Raw genomic sequence first — 20,388 nt, forward strand, 5'->3', positions numbered from 1 at the left:
TGGTTAGTCACTAAGATCGAGCACACATCCACCACCACGCGGCCGCGTCATCCAACCGTCATTTGCCGCTCATACGGTCCCGCGCATCAATCAGGACCGTGATGATGACCAGGCATGTTGTCGCGACGGCGTTTGCGTCGCTGATGTTCGTTTCGGCCGCTTCGGCTCAAACCATTTACCCAATCGACCGCGCCGAGATTCTGGCCGGCGCCAGGTTCGACCTCAAGGTCGAGTTCGCCGGTGAAGTCGCCGCGGACAAAGCCAGCCTCACCATCAATGGTGCTGACGCCGCGGCCGTGTTCGGCAAAGCCCCGGAGTTGATCGCGCAAGAGGCGGGACAACCCCGGTCCGCACTGCTGCTCCGCGACGTCACGCTGAACAAACCCGGTCGTTACAGCATCGAGGCCGGCGACGGCGCTACGCGCCGCAGCGTGAGCTGGACCGTGTACGACACCGGGCCTCGGCGGGCCAAGAACGTGATCCTGTTTGTCGGCGACGGTCTGTCGCCGGCGCATCGGGTGGCGGCGCGTCTGCTGTCGAAAGGCATCCAAGAAGGCCGCGCGGGCGGCAAGCTGGCGATCGACGACATGCCGCAGATGGCGCTGGTGTCGACCGCGGGGAGCGACTCGATCATCACCGACTCGGCCAATGCGGCCAGCGCCTATGCGACCGGCCACAAGGCCGCCGTCAACGCGATGGGGGTCTATGCCGACCGCACCCCCGACCCGCTCGACGATCCCAAGGTCGAAACGCTGGCCTCGCTTGCCAAGCGGAAGCTCGGGCTGTCGATCGGCATCGTCACCAACACCGAAGTGGAAGACGCGACGCCCGCGGCGGTGATCGCCCACACCCGCCGCCGCGCGGCATATGACGACATCGTCGCGCAGTTCTACGCCGCCCAGCCCGACGTGCTGATGGGCGGCGGCGCCGCTTACTTCCTGCCGAAAGCCGCGAACGGCAAGCGTAAGGACGATATCGATTATCTGGCGAAATTCCGCGACGCCGGCTACGCGGTTGCCACCAATGCGACCGACCTCGACGCGGCGAGCAAGACCGGCCCGCGAAAACTGCTCGGCCTGTTCGCGCCCGGCAACATGGACGGCGTCCTCGACCGCCGCTTCCTCAAAGGTGGCGGGGTCGCCAAGAACCCGGACCAGCCTGATCTGACCCAGCAGGTCGCGGTCGCCCTCGACGTGCTGTCGAAGAACGACGCAGGTTTCTTCCTGATGGTCGAATCCGGCCTGATCGACAAATACGCCCATGCACTCGACATGGAGCGCGCCGTCTATGACACCATCATGCTCGACAATGCGGTGCGCCAGACCCGCGACTGGGCCAAGGCCCGCGGCGACGACACGCTGATCCTGGTGGTGGCGGATCACAACCATCCCAACGCGCTGGTCGGCACCGTGCGCGACGATCTCGCCGAGGGCGACGACGTGCCGCTGCGCGAGCGGATCGGCGTGTACGAGCGCGCCGGCTTTCCGAACTATCCGGCGCCCGATGCGGACGGCTATCCGGAGCGCGTCGATGTCAGCCGGCGCCTGGCGATCTTCTCCGCCAGCCTGCCGGATCACTACGAGACGCTGCGGCCGAAGCTCGACGGCCCGAACCAGCCGACCGAGGCGGGCGACAAGCCCGGCACCTTCAAGGCCAACGACAAGTACAAGGGCGTGCCCGGCGCGGTGCTGCGCATCGGCAATTTGCCGGCGATGATGAACGCCAGCGTTCACTCCGGCGAGGACGTGATCCTGACCGCCGCCGGCCCCGGCAGCGAGCGCGTTCGCGGTTCGCTGGAGAACACCGATGTGTTCCGGGTGATGGCCGACGCGCTTGGCCTCGGCGCCGAGGCCAAGTAGCAGGCGGCGCGCTTAAGCCACCCGCGCCGATCCCATCGCAAACTCTGCACCGGCGGAAGCACCGCTCTGCTGCAGGTCGAGCAGCCCGGTGATTTCGGCGTTGGGACGGGCCTGGCTGAACAGGAAGCCCTGCGCTTCCTGGCAGCCTTCGGCGCGCAGCCAGCTCAGCTCCGCCTCGCTTTCGACGCCCTCGGCCGTGATGGTGACGCCGAGACCGTTGCCGAGGCTGATGATCGAGCGCACGATCGCCTGGGATTCGCGGTTGTCGCACAGCCCGCGGACGAACGACTGATCGATCTTGATCTTGTCGAACGGGAAGCTGCGCAAATAACTCAGCGACGAATAGCCGGTGCCGAAATCGTCCATCGAGATCCGCACTCCGAGTGCGCGCAGCGCATGCAGCGTTGCCAGCACCTGGCTGCTCTTTTCCAGCAGCAGCGTCTCGGTGATCTCGAGCTCCAGCCGGCGCGGCGGCAGGCCGGACTGCTTCAGCGCATCCATCACCACCGAGAGCAGATTGCCGACCCGGAATTGCAGCGGCGACAAGTTGACGGCGACGCGGACGTCATCTGGCCAGCGCGCGGCGTCCATGCAGGCGGAGCGCAGGATCTGCGCGCCGATGGCGTTGATCAGTCCGGTGTCTTCGGCGACCGGGATGAATTCGGCCGGCGAGATCATGCCGCGCTCCGGATGCGGCCAGCGCACCAGCGCTTCGCTGCCGGTGATGCGGCCGTCGGCGAGACGGACCAGCGGCTGATAGTAAGGGCGCAGCACTTCGTGCTGCAGCGCTGCGCGCAGATCGGTCTCGATCTTGCGCCTCGCCTGGGCGCGCGCGTCCATTCCGACTTCGAAGAAGCTGAAGGTGCCGCGGGTGTCCTTCTTGGCGCGCGACAGCGCCATGTCGGCGTTCATCAGCAGTTTTTCGGAATCGTCGCCGTCGCCCGGCGCCACCGCGATGCCGATGCTGGCGCCGACCACCACCGAATGGCCCTGCAGCAGATAGGGCTCGGCGATTGCGTGCAGCAGCCGCTTGGCGAGCAGCACGATGTCCTCGGGCCGCTTGATGCCGGTCTGGATCACGGCGAATTCGTCGGAGTTGAGCCGCGCCAGCGGATCTTCCTCGCGCAGCGTCGAACGCAGCCGGCGGGCGACGCCGCGCAGCAGCTTGTCGCCGACCGCGTGGCCGAGCGTGTCGTTGACGGCCTTGAAATTGTCGATGCCGACGAACAGCACCGCGATCTTCTCGCCGGTGCGTCGGGTCTGGATCAGCAGCTCGTCGAGCCGCTTGCGCAGCGAATTGCGGTTCGGCAGCCCGGTGAGCCCGTCGTGATGCGCCATAAAGGCGAGACGCATCTCGGCGCGCTTGCGCTCGGTGATGTCCATCAGCGCCAGCAGCACCGCGGGCTCGCCATTATAGGTGAGCTGGCGTGAGTAGATCGCCAGATCGATCAGCGAGCCGTCGGCCTTGACGTGCTTCCAGGTCCGCGCGGTGCGTTCTTCGTGGGTGTGATTGCCGGTCCAGGGCAGCTCGGTCTCGAATGCCTGCAGGCGGCGGATTGTCAGCGAGGCGAATTCGGACGGCGAGTAGCCGTAGTGTTCGACCGCGGCATCGTTGACGGCGAGGATGCGCTCGTCATTGAGCTGGCAGACGATCATCGGCACCGGATTGCTTTCGAACATCAGCCGGAACGAAGCTTCGCGCTGCTTCAGCTCGGTGATGTCGACGCGCAGGCCGATGATGCCGCCGTCGGAGGTGGTCCGCTCTTCGATCTGGATGCAGCGGCCGTCGGCCAGCACCTGCTCGTGGCTGGAGCCCGGATTGAACATCCGCTGCAGCCGCTCGGCGATCCATTCCTCCTCGCGGCCCTCGGCCTCCGGATAGTCGCCGCGCGCGATGCCGATGCGCATGGTGTCCTGGATCCGCGCGCCGGGCTCGAACTGATCGGCACTGGCCTTGTAGATCTCGGCGTAGCGCTTGTTCCAGAGGATGTAGCGGCCGTCGGCATCGAGAAACACGATGCCTTGGGGCAGGATGTCGATCGCCTCACGGAGCCGGGCGTGCGAGCGCCGCGCTTCCTCGAGCGCGGCTGCGACCGCGCGCTCGCCTTCGGCGACGTCCGCCGGCCGCGCCATCCGGCGTGTTTTTGACGACAGTTTGGGGGCGGGCAGCGCGCTGCGGCGCGGCTTAGCGCTGCCGGCAGACGGACGGATTCGAGCCGTCTTCTTTTTCTTCAGCCGGACTTGCGGACTCACCACGCATCACCACCACGCAAATGACGCCCTGGTTGTGCAATAAGTGTCTGAAAAAATTGTATAACGGCAGGGATGTCGCAGGCTGGAAGGGTTAACAGCCGGGCCCGGCGTGCTCGTGGGACAGGCAATTTGCCAGCTCGAGGCGGTGCCGAATAACCTCCAGCACAGGGATTCGACCGTCTTTCCGGGGACTCCGGCCCGGCATTGCCCACGCGGTGAGCGATTGCCCACCCGGCGCTGCAAATTGCGCCAGACTCCAGCAAGGTTAGCGCCGGCTTAAAGACAGGCGAATTCCGCGCGAAATCATCTCCGCCAAGCTACAGCCCCGAGCCCAACCCAGTCGAGATCAGGCGCGCGTGCGGTATAGTGAGCGTATGCGCCGCGCGATTCTTGCTGCTCCGGTCCGGCTCGCCAGTCTGCTGGCTGCGATGATGTTGTTCGTCCCGGCCGCGATGGCCCAGGACAAAGGCACCCTCGACCCCAAACCGCTGCCGCCGCTGGCGCATCCCAACGATCCAAACCTCGCGGCACGCGAGCTGTTCGCCCGCAAGCTGCGCCCAACCGCGCAACAGCCCCGCCCAATCGGCTTCTACGCCAAGGGCTGCATGGCCGGCGGCACTTCAATACCTATCAACGGTCCGACGTGGCAGGTGATGCGCCTGTCGCGCAACCGGGCGTGGGCGCTTCCCGCCACCGTGCGGCTGATCGAGCGCCTTGCCGACAAGGCGCGCGAGCAGGCCGGCTGGAACGGTATCCTGATCGGCGACATGTCGCAGCCGCGCGGCGGGCCGATGCTGACCGGCCACGCCAGCCACCAGGTCGGGCTCGATGCCGACATCTGGCTGACGCCGATGCCGAACCGGCTGCTGTCGCGCAACGAGCGCGAAGAGATGTCGGCGGTGATGATGGTCCGCAGCGACCGGCTCGACATCGAGCCGTCGGCCTGGACGCCGACGCATTGGAAGGTGATCCGGGCCGCGGCGCTGGAGCCGGAGGTAGACCGCATCTTCGTCAACGCCGCGATCAAGAAGGCGCTGTGCCGCGAAGCCAAGGGCGACCGCAGCTGGCTGCACAAGGTGCGGCCGATGTACGGCCACGATTACCACTTCCACATCCGGCTGCGCTGTCCGGCCGGGATCGACGGCTGCGAGTCGCAGGCCGAACCGCCGCCGGGCGAAGGCTGTGGCGCCTCTGATTTCGCCTATTGGTTCAGCGATGCGGTGCTGCATCCGAAGCCGCCGCTGAAGCCACCCCCGCCGCGGCACCAATTGACGCTGTCCGAGCTGCCGGCCGAATGCCGGGCGGTGCTGAACGCCCCCGACAAGAAGCCGGACTGATCAGCCCGGAGAGACGATGAGCTACACGCCCGCGAGCGCCGACCAGACGTCCGACAGCTTGGACTTCAGTTTGGCGAGCCGGGTCGGCGGCGGCGTCTCGTCTTCTTCCTCCGGCAGCCGCAGGCCGACCACATTGACGCGGCCGCCACCGAGGCTGCGCGCCACCAGCACGATCGAGTCCAGCGGCAGTGTCGCGCCGACCATCGGGGCCTGGTCGAGATAGATGTCGAAGTAATCCGCCAGCGTCAGCGCTTCCTGGCCGGCCGGCACGCTGACGCCGTAAGCGGCCGCAAGATCGCCCAGCGAGGTCTCGCCCGGCACGATGAAATCGCCGAGCAGATGCGGATCGGGCGCAGTCGACGGCGGCATGTCGACGAAGAAGCGGTCGAGCGCGGCGGCCTTTTCGGGCGGCGCCAGCAGATAGACGTAGTCGCCGGGCGCGACCGGATCGGCTTCCTCCGGCGTCAGGATGCGCTCGTCGCGGATCACCAGCGTCGGCTTCGACCACGACGGGATCAGGCCGCGTTTCAGATACAGGCTTTTCGGCCGCACCGCATAACCGACGAGCTGCTGTTCGAGCTGGCCGGGCAGGTCGAGTTCAATGCGCCGCGGCCCGCGATCGGTGCGCGGCAGCGCGACGTGCAGCTTGCGGGCCGCCGGTGCCAGCGTCCAGCCCTGCAGCATCAGCGAAATCAGCACCACCACGAAGGCGACGTCGAAATAGATGTACGCCTTCGACAGCCCAACCAGCATCGGGATCGACGCCAGGAAGATCGCGACCGCGCCGCGCAGGCCGACCCAGGCGATGAACAGCCGCTCCCGCCAATTGAAGCGGAACGGCGCCAGGCAGATGAACACCGCGAGCGGCCGCGCCACCAGCATCAAGGCCAACGCGATCACCACCGCCGGGCCGATGCTGTCCATCAGCCGCTGCGGCGACACCAACAGGCCGAGCAGCACGAACATCACGATCTGCGCCAGCCAGGTCGCGGCATCAAGAAACGCCACCACCGAATTATGCGCGCGGGTCGGCTGATTGCCGATGATCATGCCGGCGAGATAGACCGCGAGAAATCCCGACGCGTGCGACATCTGCGCGGCGCCGAATACCACCAGCGCCGCGGTGGTCACGAAGGGCGCGTGCAGGCCCTGCGGCAGCGCCACGCGATTGAGCGCCATCACCACGACGCGGCCGCCGACCACGCCGATCACCGCGCCGAGCGCCGCCTCGCGGACGAATTCGATCAGCACATGCAGGATCGAGCTTTCGCCGCGGGTGATCAGCTCCACCAGCATCAGGGTGAGGAACACCGCGAACGGATCGTTGGTGCCGGATTCGACCTCCAGGGTCGCGCCGACGCGCGGGCGAAGCCGCAGCCCCTGGGCATGCACCAGCAGGAACACCGCAGCCGCGTCGGTCGAGGCGACCACCGCGCCGGCCAGCAGCGCTTCGACCCAGCTCAGATCGAGCGCGTAGCGGGCCACCGGCGCCGTCACCAGCGCGGTCAGCAGTACGCCGACCGTCGCCAGCCCCATCGACGGCGCCAGCACCGCCTTGATGCTGGAGAATCGCGTCTTGAGGCCGCCGTCGAACAGGATCAGCGCCAGCGCCACGGAGCCGACGAGGTAAGTGGTGCCGAGATCGTTGAAGTTGAGGCCGCCGGGGCCGGACTCGCCGGCCAGGATGCCGATGACCAGGAACACTAGCAGCAGCGGCGCGCCGAACCGCAGCGCCAGCAGGCTCGACAGGATCCCCGCCATCACCAGGACGGAGCCGAGCAGAATGGCGATGCTGACCGAGTCGAGGGACTCCATTGCCTCTCTGCGATTGGGTGACGGGACGCTGCCGCATCCTTAACGTCGCCGGATTGCGTCGCCAAGAGAGCATTGCGGCCGATGGCCTTCGGCAGCGGCCATGTCCGGCCGGCGACCCAGACGGCCGGCGTGCGCGCTTGCTGCGGCGGGCTGCGATCACTAGATTGGGCTCAAATCACCGCATCCCCAAAAGACTGGTCCGCATGAGCTACGTCGACGCCACCGAAACCGCCCAGCGCAAGACCGGGCAGATCAAGCTGCACGGCCCGGCCGGCTTCGCCGGCATGCGCAAGGCCGGCCAATTGGTGGCGCGCTGCCTCGACGAACTGGTCGACATCGTCAAGCCGGGCGTTCCGACCTCGAAGATCGACGACTTCGTTCGCGAATTCGCCTTCAGCCATGGCGCCTATCCGGCGACGCTGATGTATCGGGGTTATCGCTACTCGACCTGCACCTCGCTGAATCACGTGGTCTGCCATGGCATGCCGGGTGACCGGCCGCTGAAGGAAGGCGACATCGTCAATGTCGACGTCACCATGATCGTCGACGGCTGGTACGGCGACTCCAGCCGGATGTATCCGGTGGGTCCGATCGCCCGCAAAGCCGAGCGGCTGATCGACGTCACCTACGAGTCGCTGCTGCGCGGTATCGCCGCGGTCAAGCCGGGCGCCACCACCGGCGACATCGGCCACGCCATTCAGAGCTTCGTCGAACCGCAGCAGATGAGCGTGGTGCGCGATTTCTGCGGCCACGGCCTCGGCCGGCTGTTCCACGACGAGCCGAACATCATCCACGTCGGCAGCCCCGGGCAGGGCGCGGTGCTGAAGCCCGGCATGTTCTTCACCATCGAGCCGATGATCAATCTCGGCAAGCCGTATGTGAAGATCCTGTCCGACGGCTGGACCGCGGTCACCCGCGACCGCTCGCTGTCGGCGCAGTTCGAACATTCGATCGGCGTCACCGAAGACGGCTGCGAGATCTTCACGGCTTCGCCCAAGGGCCTCGACAAGCCGCCGTTCCAGAGCTGAGCGCGTCCATCGCGCAGCCGCCGTAGCGTCGGCAAACGCCGCTCAGCGCGGTGCCGACGCTGAAGAGTCAACTCAGTGCTCGCGTCGCCCTCACCCCACCCCTCTCCCGCAAGCGGGAGAGGGAGCTGGCTGCCTGCGGGGTTAAGTAATACATTTCGAGCGGACGTAGAGTGGCAGGCCACAGTCATCTTCCGAGCCACAGGTCCTCTCGCCAAACTAGCGGCTTTCTCGCAAGCCACAGCCTGCTCACACACGGCTCTCGCAAAGCCAAAGTCCTGGCCCCGCGCACGGCGCGCTCCCTCTCCCGCTTGCGGGAGAGGGCTGGGGTGAGGGCAACGCGGGCATTGACGTTGTGATGAACTAACCGGCCTTCCGGGCTTTAGGCCCCGCCGCGCTCCGCGCGGGCTTCTTTGCCTTCGCCGGTTCTTCCTTCGCCTTGCCCGTGCCGTTCCCCGCGATCGGCAGCAGCATTTCTTTTTGCCCAGGCGCGGTCTTGCGCTTCTTGGCGCGGGCGGGCTTGGCGGGGGCTGACTTCTCCGCAGTTTCGGATGAAGCTGACTTCTTGGCCGCCGGCGCCGACTTCGCGTCGCCGAGGCTCCTGCGCAGCGCGTCCATCAGATCGACGACGTTATCGCCGCGCGGGCGGGCTTGCGGCTTGATCGGCTGTCCGGCCATCTTGCTGTTGATCAGTTCGGTGAGGGCGCTCTCGTAGTGATCTTCGAACAGATCGGGCTGGAAGTGGCCGGACTTCTGCTCGACGATGTGCTTGGCGAGATCGAGCATATCCTTGGTGATCTTCACGTCCTGGATGTCGTCGAAGTAGTCGCCGGCGTCACGCACCTCGTAGGGATAGCGCAGCAGCATTCCGACCAGGCCTTTGTCGCGCGCTTCCAACGCGATGACGTGCTCGCGATTGGTCAGCACCACGCGCGCCAGCGCCACCTTGTCCATGCTGCGGATGGTTTCGCGGATCACCGCATAGGCGTCGTGACCGACCTTGCCGTCCGGCACCAGGTAATACGGTCGCACCAGATACAGATCATCGATCTCGGACCGCGGCACGAACTGATCGATTTCGATGGTGCGGGTCGACTCCAGCGCGATGTTGTCGAGCTCATCCTTGGTGACCTCGATGTAGCTGTCGGTATCGACCTTGTAGCCCTTCATGATCTCGTCGGCCGGCACCTCGTCGCCGGTCTCGGCATCGACCTTCAGGTATTTGATCCGATGCCCGGTCGCCCGGTTGATCTGGTTGAAGCTGATTTTTTCGGAATCCGATGTGGCCGGGTAGAGCGCTACCGGGCAGGTCACCAGAGACAACCTGAGAAAGCCCTTCCAGTTGGCGCGGGGGGCCATGACGCATACTCCACTGCTACTCGAACCGGACTCAAAGCCGGAAGGACTCGGATTCGTTCCCGCGACCGACTATCTTGCTGTCGAGGAGAGCGGAGCCGCCGCCATGATCGATCGTCCCCGGGATTTGCCGCGCGATCTTGCGACGCGGATGGCGCGGCGCAGCAAGCCGGCCGACGGCTTTCTGCGCGAGACCTTCGTGCTGCCCCGCCCGGCCGCCCGGGCCAAGGCGAAGGCGTTTCTCGAGGCGTGGCCGAAGGCCGCCTATATGAGTAGCGTCGAGAGCTGGCGGGAATTGCCGGACGACACCATCGAATTCACCATGCGGCGGCTGCCAAGCGCCGACTAGCGCCGGAACTCTGTTAAGCGCCGAAAACCAGTGCCGAATTCGGGTTGCAAAAGCCGCGCGGCACGGCATGGTTGTGCGTGACCAGACCTGCGCGGCCGTGGACATGCCGACAGACAACGCCGAGCGATTGCATCCAGCCGGATTTGCCGAAGCGCCGCATTATCATGGCCATCGGGAGCGGCTGCGCGAGCGGTTTCGCGACGCCGGCGCCGACGCGCTGTCCGACTACGAGCTGCTCGAACTGGTGCTGTTCCGGGCGCTGCCGCGCCGCGACGTCAAACCGATCGCCAAAGAGCTGATCGCCCGGTTCGGTTCGTTCGCCGAGGCGGTGCATGCGCCGGCCGAACGGCTGCGCGAAGTCAGCGGGGTCGGCGACGCCGCCATCATCGAAATCGGACTGATCGCGGCTGCGGCGGCGCGGGTGACGAAGGGGCAGGTGAAGCAGCGCACCGTGCTGTCGTCCTGGTCGGCGGTGATCGACTATTGCCGCACCACCATGGCGTTCGCCGACAAGGAGCAGTTCCGGATCCTGTTTCTCGACAAGCGCAACCAGCTGATCGCCGACGAACTGCAACAGGTCGGTACCGTCGACCACACGCCGGTGTACCCGCGCGAGATCGTCAAACGCGGCCTCGAACTGTCCGCCACCGCGGTGATCATGGTGCACAACCACCCATCCGGCGATCCGACGCCGTCGCAGGCCGATATCCAGATGACCAAGTCGATCATGACGATCGCCGAGCCGCTCGGCATCGCGGTGCACGACCACATCATCGTCGGCAAGAACGGTCACGCCAGCCTCAAGGGGCTGAGGCTGATTTGAGGCCGCTGGCCGGGCTTAGTTCGCGCCCGGCTTGGCTTCGGGACCGGCCGAGCGCACCAGCCGGACGGCGAGGCGGATGCCCCGGCTGTTGCTGTCCGGATGGCCGTCGACGAAGTCGAAATTCCAGTACAGATCGAGCATGCCATACGGCGTGACGGTCCAGTATTTGGCGAGGCCTTCCTCGGTCGGCACGATGTCGGGAAACACCGTGGTATCGACCACCGGGCTGCCGCAGTCGCTATCGACCAGACTTTCGAGCTCTGCGCCCGACGGCACGCGCCAGCCATCGCCAGCACTGCTTGCCGCCGCGATCGCCTGATCGAGGCCGAGATAGCTGACCGCTCCTTTGCAGCCGGCGCTGCCGCTCCAGCTGTTGCCCACCGAGCAGCGCTGCCAGATCAGCCCGGTGCGCTGGTCGATCGCCTCCGCGGCCGCCAGACGAAAGCGCGTTTGATGGCCGCTGCGGTCGCGGTCGTAGCAATCGGCGCGGACGGAGGAGGCGGCAAGCGACAGCGCAGCGCAAATCAACGCGGTCACCACACCGCGATGCGATCTGCTGGCCCCAGCCTGCTCGCCGTGCCTGATCATGGAGCCGGCTTGCCGAACGCTCCATGGCGGCCTTCGCCCTGCGCGAACCGGGTGGCGCCGGACAGGGTTTCGCCGGACTGGATCACTTTCAGCCCGCCGCGCATCTCGTTCATGATCGCGTCTTCTTCCGGCAGGTCCCATTGCTGCAGGGCGGACAGCCGGTCGGCGCGCAGGCAGGTCTGCGGGAATTGCGCGATCTGTTTGGCGAGTTCGACCGCGCGCGGCAGCGCCTCACCGCGCGGCACCAGGCGGTTGGCGAGCCCGATGCGGTGCGCTTCGTCGGCCGCCACCGGACGGCCGGTGAGAATCAGATCCATCGCCTGCGAGTGACCGATCAGCCGCGGCAACCGGATGGTGCCGAGATCAATCAGCGGCACGCCGAAGCGGCGGCAGTACACCCCGAAGGTGGCATCTTCGGCGACCACGCGCATATCGGCCCACAGCGCCAATTCGAGGCCACCGGCGACCGCAAAACCTTCGACCGCGGCGATCACCGGTTTGGACAGCCGCAGCCGGCTCGGGCCCATCGGCGCCAGCGTGTTGTGGCCGGCGATCTCGCGCTTCTTTTCGGCGTCGCCGGCCGCCACCGCTTTCAGATCGGCGCCGGCGCAGAACGTGCCGCCCGCACCGGTGAACACCGCCACTGACGCGGTCTCGTCGGCATCGAACGCCAGGAAGGTATCGTACAGCTTCTTGGCGGTGGCGCCGTCGACAGCGTTGCGGCGTTCGGGGCGGTTGATCGTGACGATGGTCACCGGACCATCGCGTTCGATCCGGACGGTGTCCTGGCTGGGCATGGGTTTCTCCCTTTTGGTCGCCTTGCGTCCCTTGGCGGGATCGTCATGACAGCATCGCTGTCACGAGCCGTGACGGCGATCAAGACCATCAGCGACAAGGCCGGGATGCGGGTTCATCGTTGGAGCCCGCCCGCGGCCGGCTCAGCGCTCGGTCACCAGGTCGCGATACAGCTTCGCGTAGTGCTGCGCCGGGTTCTTCCACGACACGTCGGTGGTCATGCCGTTGATCTGCAGATTGCGCCAGGCGACGACATCGGCGAACAGCGCGCGGGTCTTGCCGAACGCCTTGATCAGCGCGTCCGTCGTCACCGGTGCGAACTGGACGCCGGTCGCGACGCCGGTCGCGGTCGCCATCTCGTTGGCGTCGACCACCGTATCGGCCAGACCGCCGACCCGCGCCACCACAGGCACCGCGCCATAACGCAAGGCGCAGAGCTGCGTCAGGCCGCAGGGCTCGAACCGCGACGGCACCAGTAGCGCGTCGGCGCCGGCCTGGATCTGATGCGCCAGCGCTTCGTCGTAGCCGATCACTGCGCCGACCTGGCCGGGATATTTGCGCGCCGCGGCCGCGTAGGCCTGTTCGAGTTCGGCATCGCCGGAGCCGAGCAGGGCGAGCTGTGCGCCGCCCGCGATCAGTTGCGGCAGGGCTTCGAGCAACAGGTCGAGCCCCTTCTGCCACGACAGCCGGCTGATCACGCCGTACAGCAGCGCGCCCGGCTCGGGCTTGAGACCGAACCGTGCCTGCAGCACCTTCTTGTTGCGGGTGCGGGCCGCGATGCTTTCGACGTCGTAAGTGGCCGAGATCAACGCGTCATTGGCCGGATTCCAGACGTCGGTATCGATGCCGTTGAGGATGCCGGACAGCCGGTCGGCGCGCAGCCGCAGCAGGCCGTCGAGGCCCATGCCGGCTTCCGAACCCTGGATCTCGGCTGCATAAGTCGGCGACACGGTGGTGATGCGGTCGGCAAGCTGCAGGCCGGCCTTGAGATAGCCGATGCCGCCGTAATACTCGATGCCGTCGAGGCCGAAGGCGCGCTCCGGCAGGCCCAGCCTGGCGAGCAGCTCGTAGGGAAACCGCCCCTGGAACGCCAGATTATGGATGGTGAAGACAGTCTTCGGTCCCGGCCGTCCGCTGTATTTCAGATAGGCCGGCAATAGTCCCGTCTGCCAATCATGGGCGTGCAGCACGTCCGGCTTGTAGTGCGGCAGCAGGCCCTGGCCGATCGCGGCCCCGACCTGCGCCAGCGCCGCAAAACGCAGGCCGTTATCGGGCCAATCCTTGCCGTCCGGGCCGACATAGGGATTGCCGGGCCGGACATAGAGATGCGGCGCGTCGAGCACGAACAGATCGAGATCGCCGCAGCGCGCCGCCAGCAGCCGCGCGGTGCCGCCGAACAATTCGTTGAAGCTGTGGACCTGCTGCGGATCCTCGATCCCGCCGAGCACCGCCGGATAGCCCGGCAGCAGCGAGGTGACGGCGATGTCGTTGGCCCGCAGGGCGGCCGGCAACGCGCCCGCCACATCGGCGAGGCCGCCGGTCTTGATCAGCGGAAACAGTTCCGACGCAACAGAGAGAACCGCCAGTGTGGTCATGCGTCGAGCTTCTCGATCATCGCGCGGGTAATCAGACAGATGCCGTTTTCGGTGCGCCTGAACCGCTTGGCATCGAGCTCCGGATCTTCACCGACCACCAGACCGACCGGCAGCTTGACCTCGGCATCGATCACCACGTTCTTCAGCCGGCACGAGCGGCCGATGTCGGCGTAAGGCAGCACCACGGTGTTCTCGACATGCGAGAACGAGTGGACGCGGACGCCGGTGAACAGCAGCGAATGCCGCAGCGATGCACCCGAGATGATGCAGCCGCCGGACACCAGCGACGACACCGCTTCGCCGCGGCGACCTTCCTTGTCGTGGACGAATTTCGCCGGCGGCGTGATCTCGCCATAGGTCCAGATCGGCCATTCGCGGTCGTAGAGGTCGAGCTCCGGCACGATGTCGGTGAGATCGATATTGGCAGCCCAATAAGCATCGACCGTGCCGACGTCACGCCAGTAGCTGATCGCTTCGGAGCTCGACCGGCGGCACGATTTGTCGAAGTGATGTGCCACCGCTTTGCCGTGCTTGACGATGTAGGGGATGATGTCCTTGCCGAAATCGTGCGTCGAATTCGGATCGGCGGCGTCGCGGCGCAGCTCGTCGAGCAGAAATTTGGTCTCGAAGACGTAGATGCCCATGCTGACCAGCGACTTGTCGGCCTTGCCGGGCATCGCCGGCGGATCAGCCGGCTTTTCCAGGAACGACATGATGCGATCGCTCTCGTCGATATGCATCACACCGAACGCGGTGGCTTCAGCCCGCGGCACTTCGAGGCAGCCGACCGTGACGTCGGCGCCCTGCTCGACGTGCTGCTGCAGCATCTTCTCGTAGTCCATCTTGTAGACGTGGTCGCCCGCGAGCAGGACGATGAACTTCGGATCGTAGCTCTCGATGATGTCGATGTTCTGATAGACCGCGTCCGCCGTGCCCCGGTACCACATCTCCTCCGAGACGCGCTGACTCGCCGGCAGAATGTCGAAGCTCTCGTTGCGCTCCGGCCGGAAGAAGTTCCAGCCGCGCTGCAGATGCCGAATCAGGCTGTGGGCTTTGTACTGCGTCGCCACTGCGATGCGGCGGATGCCGGAATTCAGCGCATTCGACAGCGCGAAATCGATGATGCGGGATTTGCCGCCGAAATACACCGCCGGTTTGGCGCGCCAGTCGGTCAGCTCCATCAGGCGGCTGCCGCGTCCTCCCGCCAGCACGTAAGCCATCGCATGACGGGCGAACGGAGCGGTGACACCTTGACTCATGCGGCCTCTCATTCCAGCGGCCGGGAGCCGGCCATTCCCACTGTGCGCGACGGTGTCTTGCGCATGACGACGGCGATGTCGCAGCGCCACATAGTGGCCGACGCGTGCAGGGCTTGCAATGCCACCCCGCCGTGCACAGACGCAACCCGATCATTCGATGGCAGCAATCCGCAAGCCGGCAGGATGACGCGCGTGCGACACGACGCATCCTGCTGCGGCTTAATCGACCGGCGTGAACAGGCGATGACGTGGATCAAGCAGACATGCCGTCTCAGGTCCGAATCCGCACTGGCACCGATTTGGCCGCCGGCGTCTTCGATGGCCCGTCATGGTGCCACACCGGCATCAGCGAATTCATCTCCGGATAATACGCCCCCAAGCAGCCGTCGGGCAGCTTGAACGGCGTCACGACAAGCGGCCCAGCCTCGCGATGGACGCCATCGCCGGCGTCGCCTTCGAGCCACACTTGCTGGCCTTCGGTGAGGCCCGCCTTGGCCATCTCGTCCGGATTGATCAGCAGCACGTCGCGGCGCCCCTCGATGCCGCGCAACCGGTCGCTCATGCCATAGACCGTGGTGTTGAACTGGTCGTTGGAGCGCATCGTGATCAGCCGGTAGCGGCCGGGCGCTTCATCGAAGCCGATCGAATTCAACCGGTCCGGCGTCGTAAACTCCGCTTTGCCGCTCTCGGTCTTCCAGATCCGCTCGCGCGCCGCGTTGCCCTTGTAGAAACCACCGGGCGTGAACATCCGCGCGTTGAAGTCGCCGAACATCTCCGGGTAGCTCTCTTCGATCAGATTGCGGACCAAGCCATAGTCGCCGACCCAGTCGTCCCATCTCAGCTTCGGGTTGCCGCCCGGCAGCGTCGCCTTGGCGATGCCGGCGACGATTGCGAGCTCCGACTTCAGATGCTCGCTGGCCGGCTTGCGCAGCCCGATCGAGCCCTGGATGCAGCTGAAGGTATCTTCCATCGTGACCGCCTGCGGGCCGCCGGCCTGGATGTCCTGTTCGGTGCGGCCGAGGCAGGGCAGCAGGTAGGCGGACTTGCCGTTGATAAGATGGCTGCGGTTCAGCTTGGTGGCGATCTGCACGGTGAGCTGCATCCGCGTCCAGGCGGTTTCCATCGCGTCGCGCTCCGGGATGGCGCGGACGAAATTGCCGCCGAGGCCGATGAAGGCGCCGACCTTGCCCGCCAGAATGCCGTGGCAGGCTTCGACCGTGTTCATGCCCTTGTGGCGCGGCGGATCGAATCCGAACTGCGCGGCCATCTTATCCAGCGGCACCAGCTCGGGCTTTTCGGAAATGCCGACGGTGCGCTGGCCCTGGACGTTGGAATGGCCGCGCACTGGCGAGATGCCGGTGCCGTCTCGGCCGATGTTGCCCTTCAGCAGCAGCAGATTGACGAACATCGCGACATTCAAAAAGCCGTGGGCGTGCTGGGTCAGCCCCATGCCGTAGATGCCGATCACGCGATCGGCCTTCACATAGACGTCGCCGGCCGCCTCGATCGCGGCGCGGCTGAGACCGGACTCGCGCTCGATCTCATCCCACGAAGTGGCGCGCACCTTGGCCTCGAAGTCGTCGAGCCCATCGGTGTGCGCTTGGATGAAATCGACGTCGAGCACGCGGCGGCCCTCGCGCTTGGCTTCATCGTCGCGCGCGAACACGTGCTTGCACAGGCCGATCAGCACCGCGACATCGCCGCCGGCTTTGACCTGATGATACTGGCTGCTGATCTTGGTCTCGCGGCCGGTCAGCATCTCGGCCGGGTTCTGCGGATTGACGAAGCTTTCGAGGCCCTTCTCGCGCACCGGATTGAAGGTGATGATCTCGACGCCGCGCTTGGCCGCCTCCTGCAGAGGATGCAGAAAACGCGGGCTGTTAGAGCCGGTGTTCTGGCCGAAGAAGAACATCGCGTCGCAGTTCGACAGATCGTCGAACACCACCGTGCCCACGCCGACGCCGAGCAGCTTCTTCAGCGCCACCGAGGTGGTCTCGTGGCACATGTTGGAGCTGTCGGGCAGGTTGTTGGTGCCGTACAGCCGCGCGAACAGCGCGTAGAGATACGACGTCTCCAGGCTGGCGCGGCCGGACGCATAGAACACCACCGACTTCGGATCGAGCGAGCCTAGATGCTCGCCGATCGCCTGAAACGCCTCGTCCCACGAACACGGCACGTAGTGATCGGTCGCGGCGTCGTAGCGCATCGGGTGGGTGAGCCGGCCCTGCATTTCGAGATCGTAGTCGGACCAGCCGCGCAGCTCGGTGACGCTGTGCTCGGCGAAGAATTCCGGCGTGCAGCGCGCGCTGGTCAGCTCCCACAGCGTCGCCTTGGCGCCGTTCTCGCAGAATTCGAAGGTGTGATAGTCGGCGGGCTTGGCCCAGGAGCAAGACACGCACATGAAGCCCTTCGGCTTGTTCTGGCGCATCAGCGTTTCGATCGCGGCCGGCGAACTCCACTCTTTGCCGAAAATTCTGCTGATCCCCTGCAGCGAGCCCCAGCCGCCGGCCGGGCCGTCATACGCCACCGTGCCGTCGGCGGGATCGGGGATGTCGGTGTCGTGAAGTCGGGACTCGTCTTGGGACATGCGAACTCCTGGCAACGCGCCGCCAGCCCTAGCGCACGTCAACCAAGGGTTCCGCGAACAGTTCCTTTGCCCGCGCGGTAAAACCGCGCGAGCCTCTCGTTCGGTCAGATCGGCTCGATGATCACCTGGGCGTAGAGCCGCTCGACCTCGTCCGGGTCGCACAATTGCGTGCCGTGCACCGTCAGGGTCGCCGAGCCCGCCGCCAGGCCGAGCCGGAACGCCTCTGCAATCGAGCCGCCTTGCGCCAGCCGATGCGCGATTGCGCCGAGGAAGCTGTCGCCGGCGCCGATGGTGGACACAGCGGTCACCGGCAGTGCCGGCGAGCGCAGCGCCTGGTCCTTGGTGACCAGCAGCGCGCCGAGATGGCCGAGCGACAGCGCCACGATCTCGACCTGGCCGGCCGTGATATGCGCGCGCGCGGCGTCGACCCATTCCTTCTCGCAACCGAGCGGGCGGCCGGCGAGCTCCTGCATCTCGCGCAGGTTCGGCTTGATCAGGGTGACGCCCTGCGCCAGCGCCGCGGTCAGCGGCTTGCCGGAGGTATCGAGGAAGAACTTGGCGCCGAGCTGCTTGGCCACCGCAGCAGCCTGCGCGTAGAAATCGACCGGCACGCCGGGTGGCAGGCTGCCGCTGCCGATCACGATCTTCGGCGCCGGCGAGGTCGCCGCCAAGGCATCGAGCATGCCGCGCCATTCGTGCTCGGCGAGCGGCAGGCCGGGCAGCACGAAGCGGTATTGTTCGCCGGTGGCGTTCTCGCTGACCGAAAAGTCCTCGCGCGTCTCGGCGACCGCCTCGACGATCCGGCTCGGCACGTTCTCTTCGTCGAGCAGCAGCTTGAGCAGCTTGCCGGTGAAGCCGCCGGCCGGAAAGATCGCCTCGACGTCACCGCCGAACCGCTTCACCACCCGCGCCACGTTGATACCACCACCGCCGGGATCGCGCTTCTGCGCCGCGCAACGCAGTTTGCGGCTCGGCACCAAACGCTCGACCGACGTCGACAGGTCGATCGCAGGATTGGGCGTAAGGGTGACGATGTCGACCATCGCGAGGCGCACTCCGGTTTGATGCTTTTGAGGAAATTTCGACAGGCGGGCGGGCAGTCAGTGTGGCGTGGCGATGTGCCGGTGCCGTTGATCGGCGTCAAGACCGCGCCCGCACGGCTGCGGTTCACTTCAGATCCGTTTGCAGCGGAGTAGCAGGCGAAAGCCCATGCGCGGATCTGCCCGCTCCACGCGGCTAACCGGCCTGCCGGCGGAGGCGACCTGAGATGACCAACACCACCAAGATCGTGTTCCTCGGCGCCTCCAGTGCGTCGTTCGGTCTCAGCATGTTTCGTGACCTGTTTGCGTCGCCGGTGCTGGCCGGTTCGACGCTGACGCTGGTCGGACGCAATCCGGCAACGCTCGGCAGAATGACGGAGCTGGCGAAGCTCATGAACGCAAGGTCCGGTGCCGGACTGATCATCGAGCAGACCACCGACCGCCGCGCCGCGCTGGATGGCGCCGGCTTCGTCATCAACGCCACCGCGATCGATCGCAACCGGCTCTGGAAGCAGGACTTCGAGGTGCCGAAGAAGCACGGCATCCGTCACACGCTCGGCGAGAACGGCGGCCCCGGCGGATTGTTCTTCACGCTGCGCACGCTGCCCTTGGTGTTCGACTTCATCCGCGACATCGAGGAGCTGTGTCCGAACGCGCTGTTCCTCAACTACTCCAATCCCGAAAGCCGGATCATTCTGGCGCTCGGCCGCTACACCAAGGTGCGCCACATCGGGCTGTGTCACGGCATCTTCATGGGCCGCGACGCGGTCGCCTACATCATGCAGATGCCGCGCGACGAGATCGAAGTCTGGGGCGCCGGGCTCAATCACTTCCAGTGTCTGAAAGAAATCCGCCACCGCGACACCGGCGAGGATCTGTATCCGCGATTTCGCGCCGCCGAGCAGAGCTTCGATCCGGATGCCTGGCGGTTCACGCGGCGGCTGTATCGCGCGTTCGGCTACTGGCTGACCTGCAGCGACGATCATCTCGGCGAGTATCTGCCGTATGGCTGGGAAGCCGGCGAGAAGGGCTACGATTTCAATCAGGACGAACGCTGGCGCGGCGAATTCCTCACCCAGCTGAACGGCGTGCTCGGCGGCACGATGCCGATTCCGCAGTGGTGGACGGAGCCGTCGGGCGAGCGGGGCGCCGCGGTGATCGCCGCGATGCTGCACAACCAGAAGCGCTTCATCGAGTCCGGCATCGTGCTCAATCGCGGCGTGATCCCCAACCTGCTGGCGGAGCTCGCCGTCGAAGTCCCGGTGACGGTGGACTCCGCCGGAGTGCATCCGGTGTCGCTCGGCCCGCTGCCCGACCCGATCGCCAAGCTGATGCTGATGCAGGCCAGCGTCCAGCAGCTCGCGGTCGAAGCCGCCGTTCACGCCTCGAAAGAACTCGCCCTGCAGGCGCTGCTGATCGATCCGGTGGTCAACTCGGCGGTCGCGGCCGAGAAGATCCTGGACGAGCTGTGGGAGATCAACCGGCCGTATATTCGGAAGTGTGTGTAGCGTTACTACGCCACGCACACTCGGTCATTGCGGGGCGGACTCGGAGCGATCGCAATGGTCATTCCGGGGCGCTTGCGTGAGCAAGCGAACCCGGAATCTCGACGTCGTGGAAACCGGCTGGTGCGCAACAATCTCGAGATTCCGGGTTCGCGCTGCGCGCGCCCCGGAATGACGGTGAGGAGTTCGGCCAGAGTGCCGA

Annotated in this window: 15 protein-coding genes; 6 read left to right on the forward strand and 9 right to left on the reverse strand. The window is 66.1% G+C overall.

The window, feature by feature from the left end; genetic code table 11:
* The first annotated feature begins 101 nt into the window (after window positions 1–101).
* Window positions 102–1,859 carry an alkaline phosphatase gene (locus tag VRZ08_RS11100; RefSeq protein WP_414532566.1) on the forward strand — a complete coding sequence of 586 codons (1,758 nt, stop codon included), beginning with the start codon at window positions 102–104 and terminating at the stop codon, window positions 1,857–1,859.
* A gap of 12 nt (window positions 1,860–1,871) precedes the next feature.
* On the opposite strand, the gene VRZ08_RS11105 is transcribed toward VRZ08_RS11100, so the two are convergent.
* The gene (locus VRZ08_RS11105; protein WP_264053993.1) at window positions 1,872–3,992 is read right to left on the reverse strand and encodes a putative bifunctional diguanylate cyclase/phosphodiesterase; all 2,121 of its coding nucleotides are present in this window, start codon (window positions 3,990–3,992) and stop codon (window positions 1,872–1,874) included.
* A 494-nt stretch (window positions 3,993–4,486) separates the two neighbouring features.
* Here VRZ08_RS11105 and mepA point away from each other — a divergent pair, with 494 nt between their 5' ends.
* Complete coding sequence (gene mepA / locus VRZ08_RS11110; protein WP_414532567.1) at window positions 4,487–5,449, forward strand: penicillin-insensitive murein endopeptidase; 963 nt, start codon at window positions 4,487–4,489, stop codon at window positions 5,447–5,449.
* Between the two features lie 21 nt (window positions 5,450–5,470).
* On the opposite strand, the gene VRZ08_RS11115 is transcribed toward mepA, so the two are convergent.
* On the reverse strand, window positions 5,471–7,264 hold the full coding sequence (locus VRZ08_RS11115; protein WP_414532569.1) for a potassium/proton antiporter: 1,794 nt from the start codon (window positions 7,262–7,264) through the stop codon (window positions 5,471–5,473).
* 203 nt (window positions 7,265–7,467) lie between these two features.
* Between VRZ08_RS11115 and map the strand changes: the two genes are divergently transcribed.
* The gene (gene map, locus VRZ08_RS11120) at window positions 7,468–8,292 is read left to right on the forward strand and encodes a type I methionyl aminopeptidase (protein ID WP_107342614.1); all 825 of its coding nucleotides are present in this window, start codon (window positions 7,468–7,470) and stop codon (window positions 8,290–8,292) included.
* A gap of 360 nt (window positions 8,293–8,652) precedes the next feature.
* On the opposite strand, the gene VRZ08_RS11125 is transcribed toward map, so the two are convergent.
* On the reverse strand, window positions 8,653–9,648 hold the full coding sequence (locus VRZ08_RS11125) for a Ku protein (protein ID WP_414532570.1): 996 nt from the start codon (window positions 9,646–9,648) through the stop codon (window positions 8,653–8,655).
* Window positions 9,649–9,751: 103 nt separating this feature from the next.
* On the opposite strand from VRZ08_RS11125, the gene VRZ08_RS11130 reads away from it, so the two are divergent.
* Entirely contained in the window at window positions 9,752–9,994 is a 243-nt protein-coding gene (locus VRZ08_RS11130) for a hypothetical protein (protein ID WP_107342612.1), read from the forward strand.
* Between the two features lie 103 nt (window positions 9,995–10,097).
* Window positions 10,098–10,817: a RadC family protein gene (gene radC / locus VRZ08_RS11135; RefSeq protein WP_164572304.1), complete on the forward strand. Its 720-nt coding sequence runs from the start codon at window positions 10,098–10,100 to the stop codon at window positions 10,815–10,817.
* A gap of 15 nt (window positions 10,818–10,832) precedes the next feature.
* On the opposite strand, the gene VRZ08_RS11140 is transcribed toward radC, so the two are convergent.
* The 6 genes from VRZ08_RS11140 to VRZ08_RS11165 all read right to left on the reverse strand — a co-directional run bounded on the left by VRZ08_RS11140 (window position 10,833) and on the right by VRZ08_RS11165 (window position 18,684).
* Window positions 10,833–11,354 (reverse strand): DUF1566 domain-containing protein, encoded by a 522-nt coding sequence (locus tag VRZ08_RS11140; RefSeq protein ID WP_414532571.1) that lies wholly within the window; start codon window positions 11,352–11,354, stop codon window positions 10,833–10,835.
* Between the two features lie 47 nt (window positions 11,355–11,401).
* Entirely contained in the window at window positions 11,402–12,202 is an 801-nt protein-coding gene (locus tag VRZ08_RS11145; RefSeq protein ID WP_414532572.1) for a crotonase/enoyl-CoA hydratase family protein, read from the reverse strand.
* 141 nt (window positions 12,203–12,343) lie between these two features.
* Entirely contained in the window at window positions 12,344–13,795 is a 1,452-nt protein-coding gene (gene glgA / locus VRZ08_RS11150; protein ID WP_414532573.1) for a glycogen synthase GlgA, read from the reverse strand.
* Entirely contained in the window at window positions 13,792–15,054 is a 1,263-nt protein-coding gene (gene glgC, locus VRZ08_RS11155) for a glucose-1-phosphate adenylyltransferase (RefSeq protein ID WP_107353943.1), read from the reverse strand. Before glgC ends, glgA begins: the two co-directional genes overlap by 4 nt.
* Before the next feature lie 271 nt (window positions 15,055–15,325).
* Window positions 15,326–17,641: an FdhF/YdeP family oxidoreductase gene (locus tag VRZ08_RS11160; RefSeq protein WP_414532574.1), complete on the reverse strand. Its 2,316-nt coding sequence runs from the start codon at window positions 17,639–17,641 to the stop codon at window positions 15,326–15,328.
* Window positions 17,642–17,745: 104 nt separating this feature from the next.
* Window positions 17,746–18,684, reverse strand: coding sequence for a 1-phosphofructokinase (locus tag VRZ08_RS11165; RefSeq protein ID WP_414532575.1), 939 nt, complete (start codon window positions 18,682–18,684; stop codon window positions 17,746–17,748).
* Window positions 18,685–18,908: 224 nt separating this feature from the next.
* Between VRZ08_RS11165 and VRZ08_RS11170 the strand changes: the two genes are divergently transcribed.
* The gene (locus VRZ08_RS11170; protein ID WP_414532576.1) at window positions 18,909–20,189 is read left to right on the forward strand and encodes an alpha-glucosidase/alpha-galactosidase; all 1,281 of its coding nucleotides are present in this window, start codon (window positions 18,909–18,911) and stop codon (window positions 20,187–20,189) included.
* Window positions 20,190–20,388 lie beyond the last annotated feature (199 nt).

Source organism: Rhodopseudomonas sp. G2_2311 (genome assembly GCF_047501505.1).
GTDB lineage: Bacteria > Pseudomonadota > Alphaproteobacteria > Rhizobiales > Xanthobacteraceae > Rhodopseudomonas > Rhodopseudomonas palustris_H.

Excerpts from the sequence above, each read along its gene's own strand:
- VRZ08_RS11100 (WP_414532566.1), top strand. The coding sequence starts at position 102 with ATGATGACCAGGCATGTTGTCGCGACGGCGTTTGCGTCGCTGATGTTC.
- VRZ08_RS11105 (WP_264053993.1), bottom strand. The coding sequence starts at position 3,992 with ATGGCGCGGCCGGCGGACGTCGCCGAAGGCGAGCGCGCGGTCGCAGCC.
- mepA (WP_414532567.1), top strand. The coding sequence starts at position 4,487 with ATGCGCCGCGCGATTCTTGCTGCTCCGGTCCGGCTCGCCAGTCTGCTG.
- VRZ08_RS11115 (WP_414532569.1), bottom strand. The coding sequence starts at position 7,264 with ATGGAGTCCCTCGACTCGGTCAGCATCGCCATTCTGCTCGGCTCCGTC.
- map (WP_107342614.1), top strand. The coding sequence starts at position 7,468 with ATGAGCTACGTCGACGCCACCGAAACCGCCCAGCGCAAGACCGGGCAG.
- VRZ08_RS11125 (WP_414532570.1), bottom strand. The coding sequence starts at position 9,648 with ATGGCCCCCCGCGCCAACTGGAAGGGCTTTCTCAGGTTGTCTCTGGTG.
- VRZ08_RS11130 (WP_107342612.1), top strand. The coding sequence starts at position 9,752 with ATGATCGATCGTCCCCGGGATTTGCCGCGCGATCTTGCGACGCGGATG.
- radC (WP_164572304.1), top strand. The coding sequence starts at position 10,098 with ATGCCGACAGACAACGCCGAGCGATTGCATCCAGCCGGATTTGCCGAA.
- VRZ08_RS11145 (WP_414532572.1), bottom strand. The coding sequence starts at position 12,202 with ATGCCCAGCCAGGACACCGTCCGGATCGAACGCGATGGTCCGGTGACC.
- glgA (WP_414532573.1), bottom strand. The coding sequence starts at position 13,795 with ATGACCACACTGGCGGTTCTCTCTGTTGCGTCGGAACTGTTTCCGCTG.
- glgC (WP_107353943.1), bottom strand. The coding sequence starts at position 15,054 with ATGAGTCAAGGTGTCACCGCTCCGTTCGCCCGTCATGCGATGGCTTAC.
- VRZ08_RS11160 (WP_414532574.1), bottom strand. The coding sequence starts at position 17,641 with ATGTCCCAAGACGAGTCCCGACTTCACGACACCGACATCCCCGATCCC.
- VRZ08_RS11165 (WP_414532575.1), bottom strand. The coding sequence starts at position 18,684 with ATGGTCGACATCGTCACCCTTACGCCCAATCCTGCGATCGACCTGTCG.
- VRZ08_RS11170 (WP_414532576.1), top strand. The coding sequence starts at position 18,909 with ATGACCAACACCACCAAGATCGTGTTCCTCGGCGCCTCCAGTGCGTCG.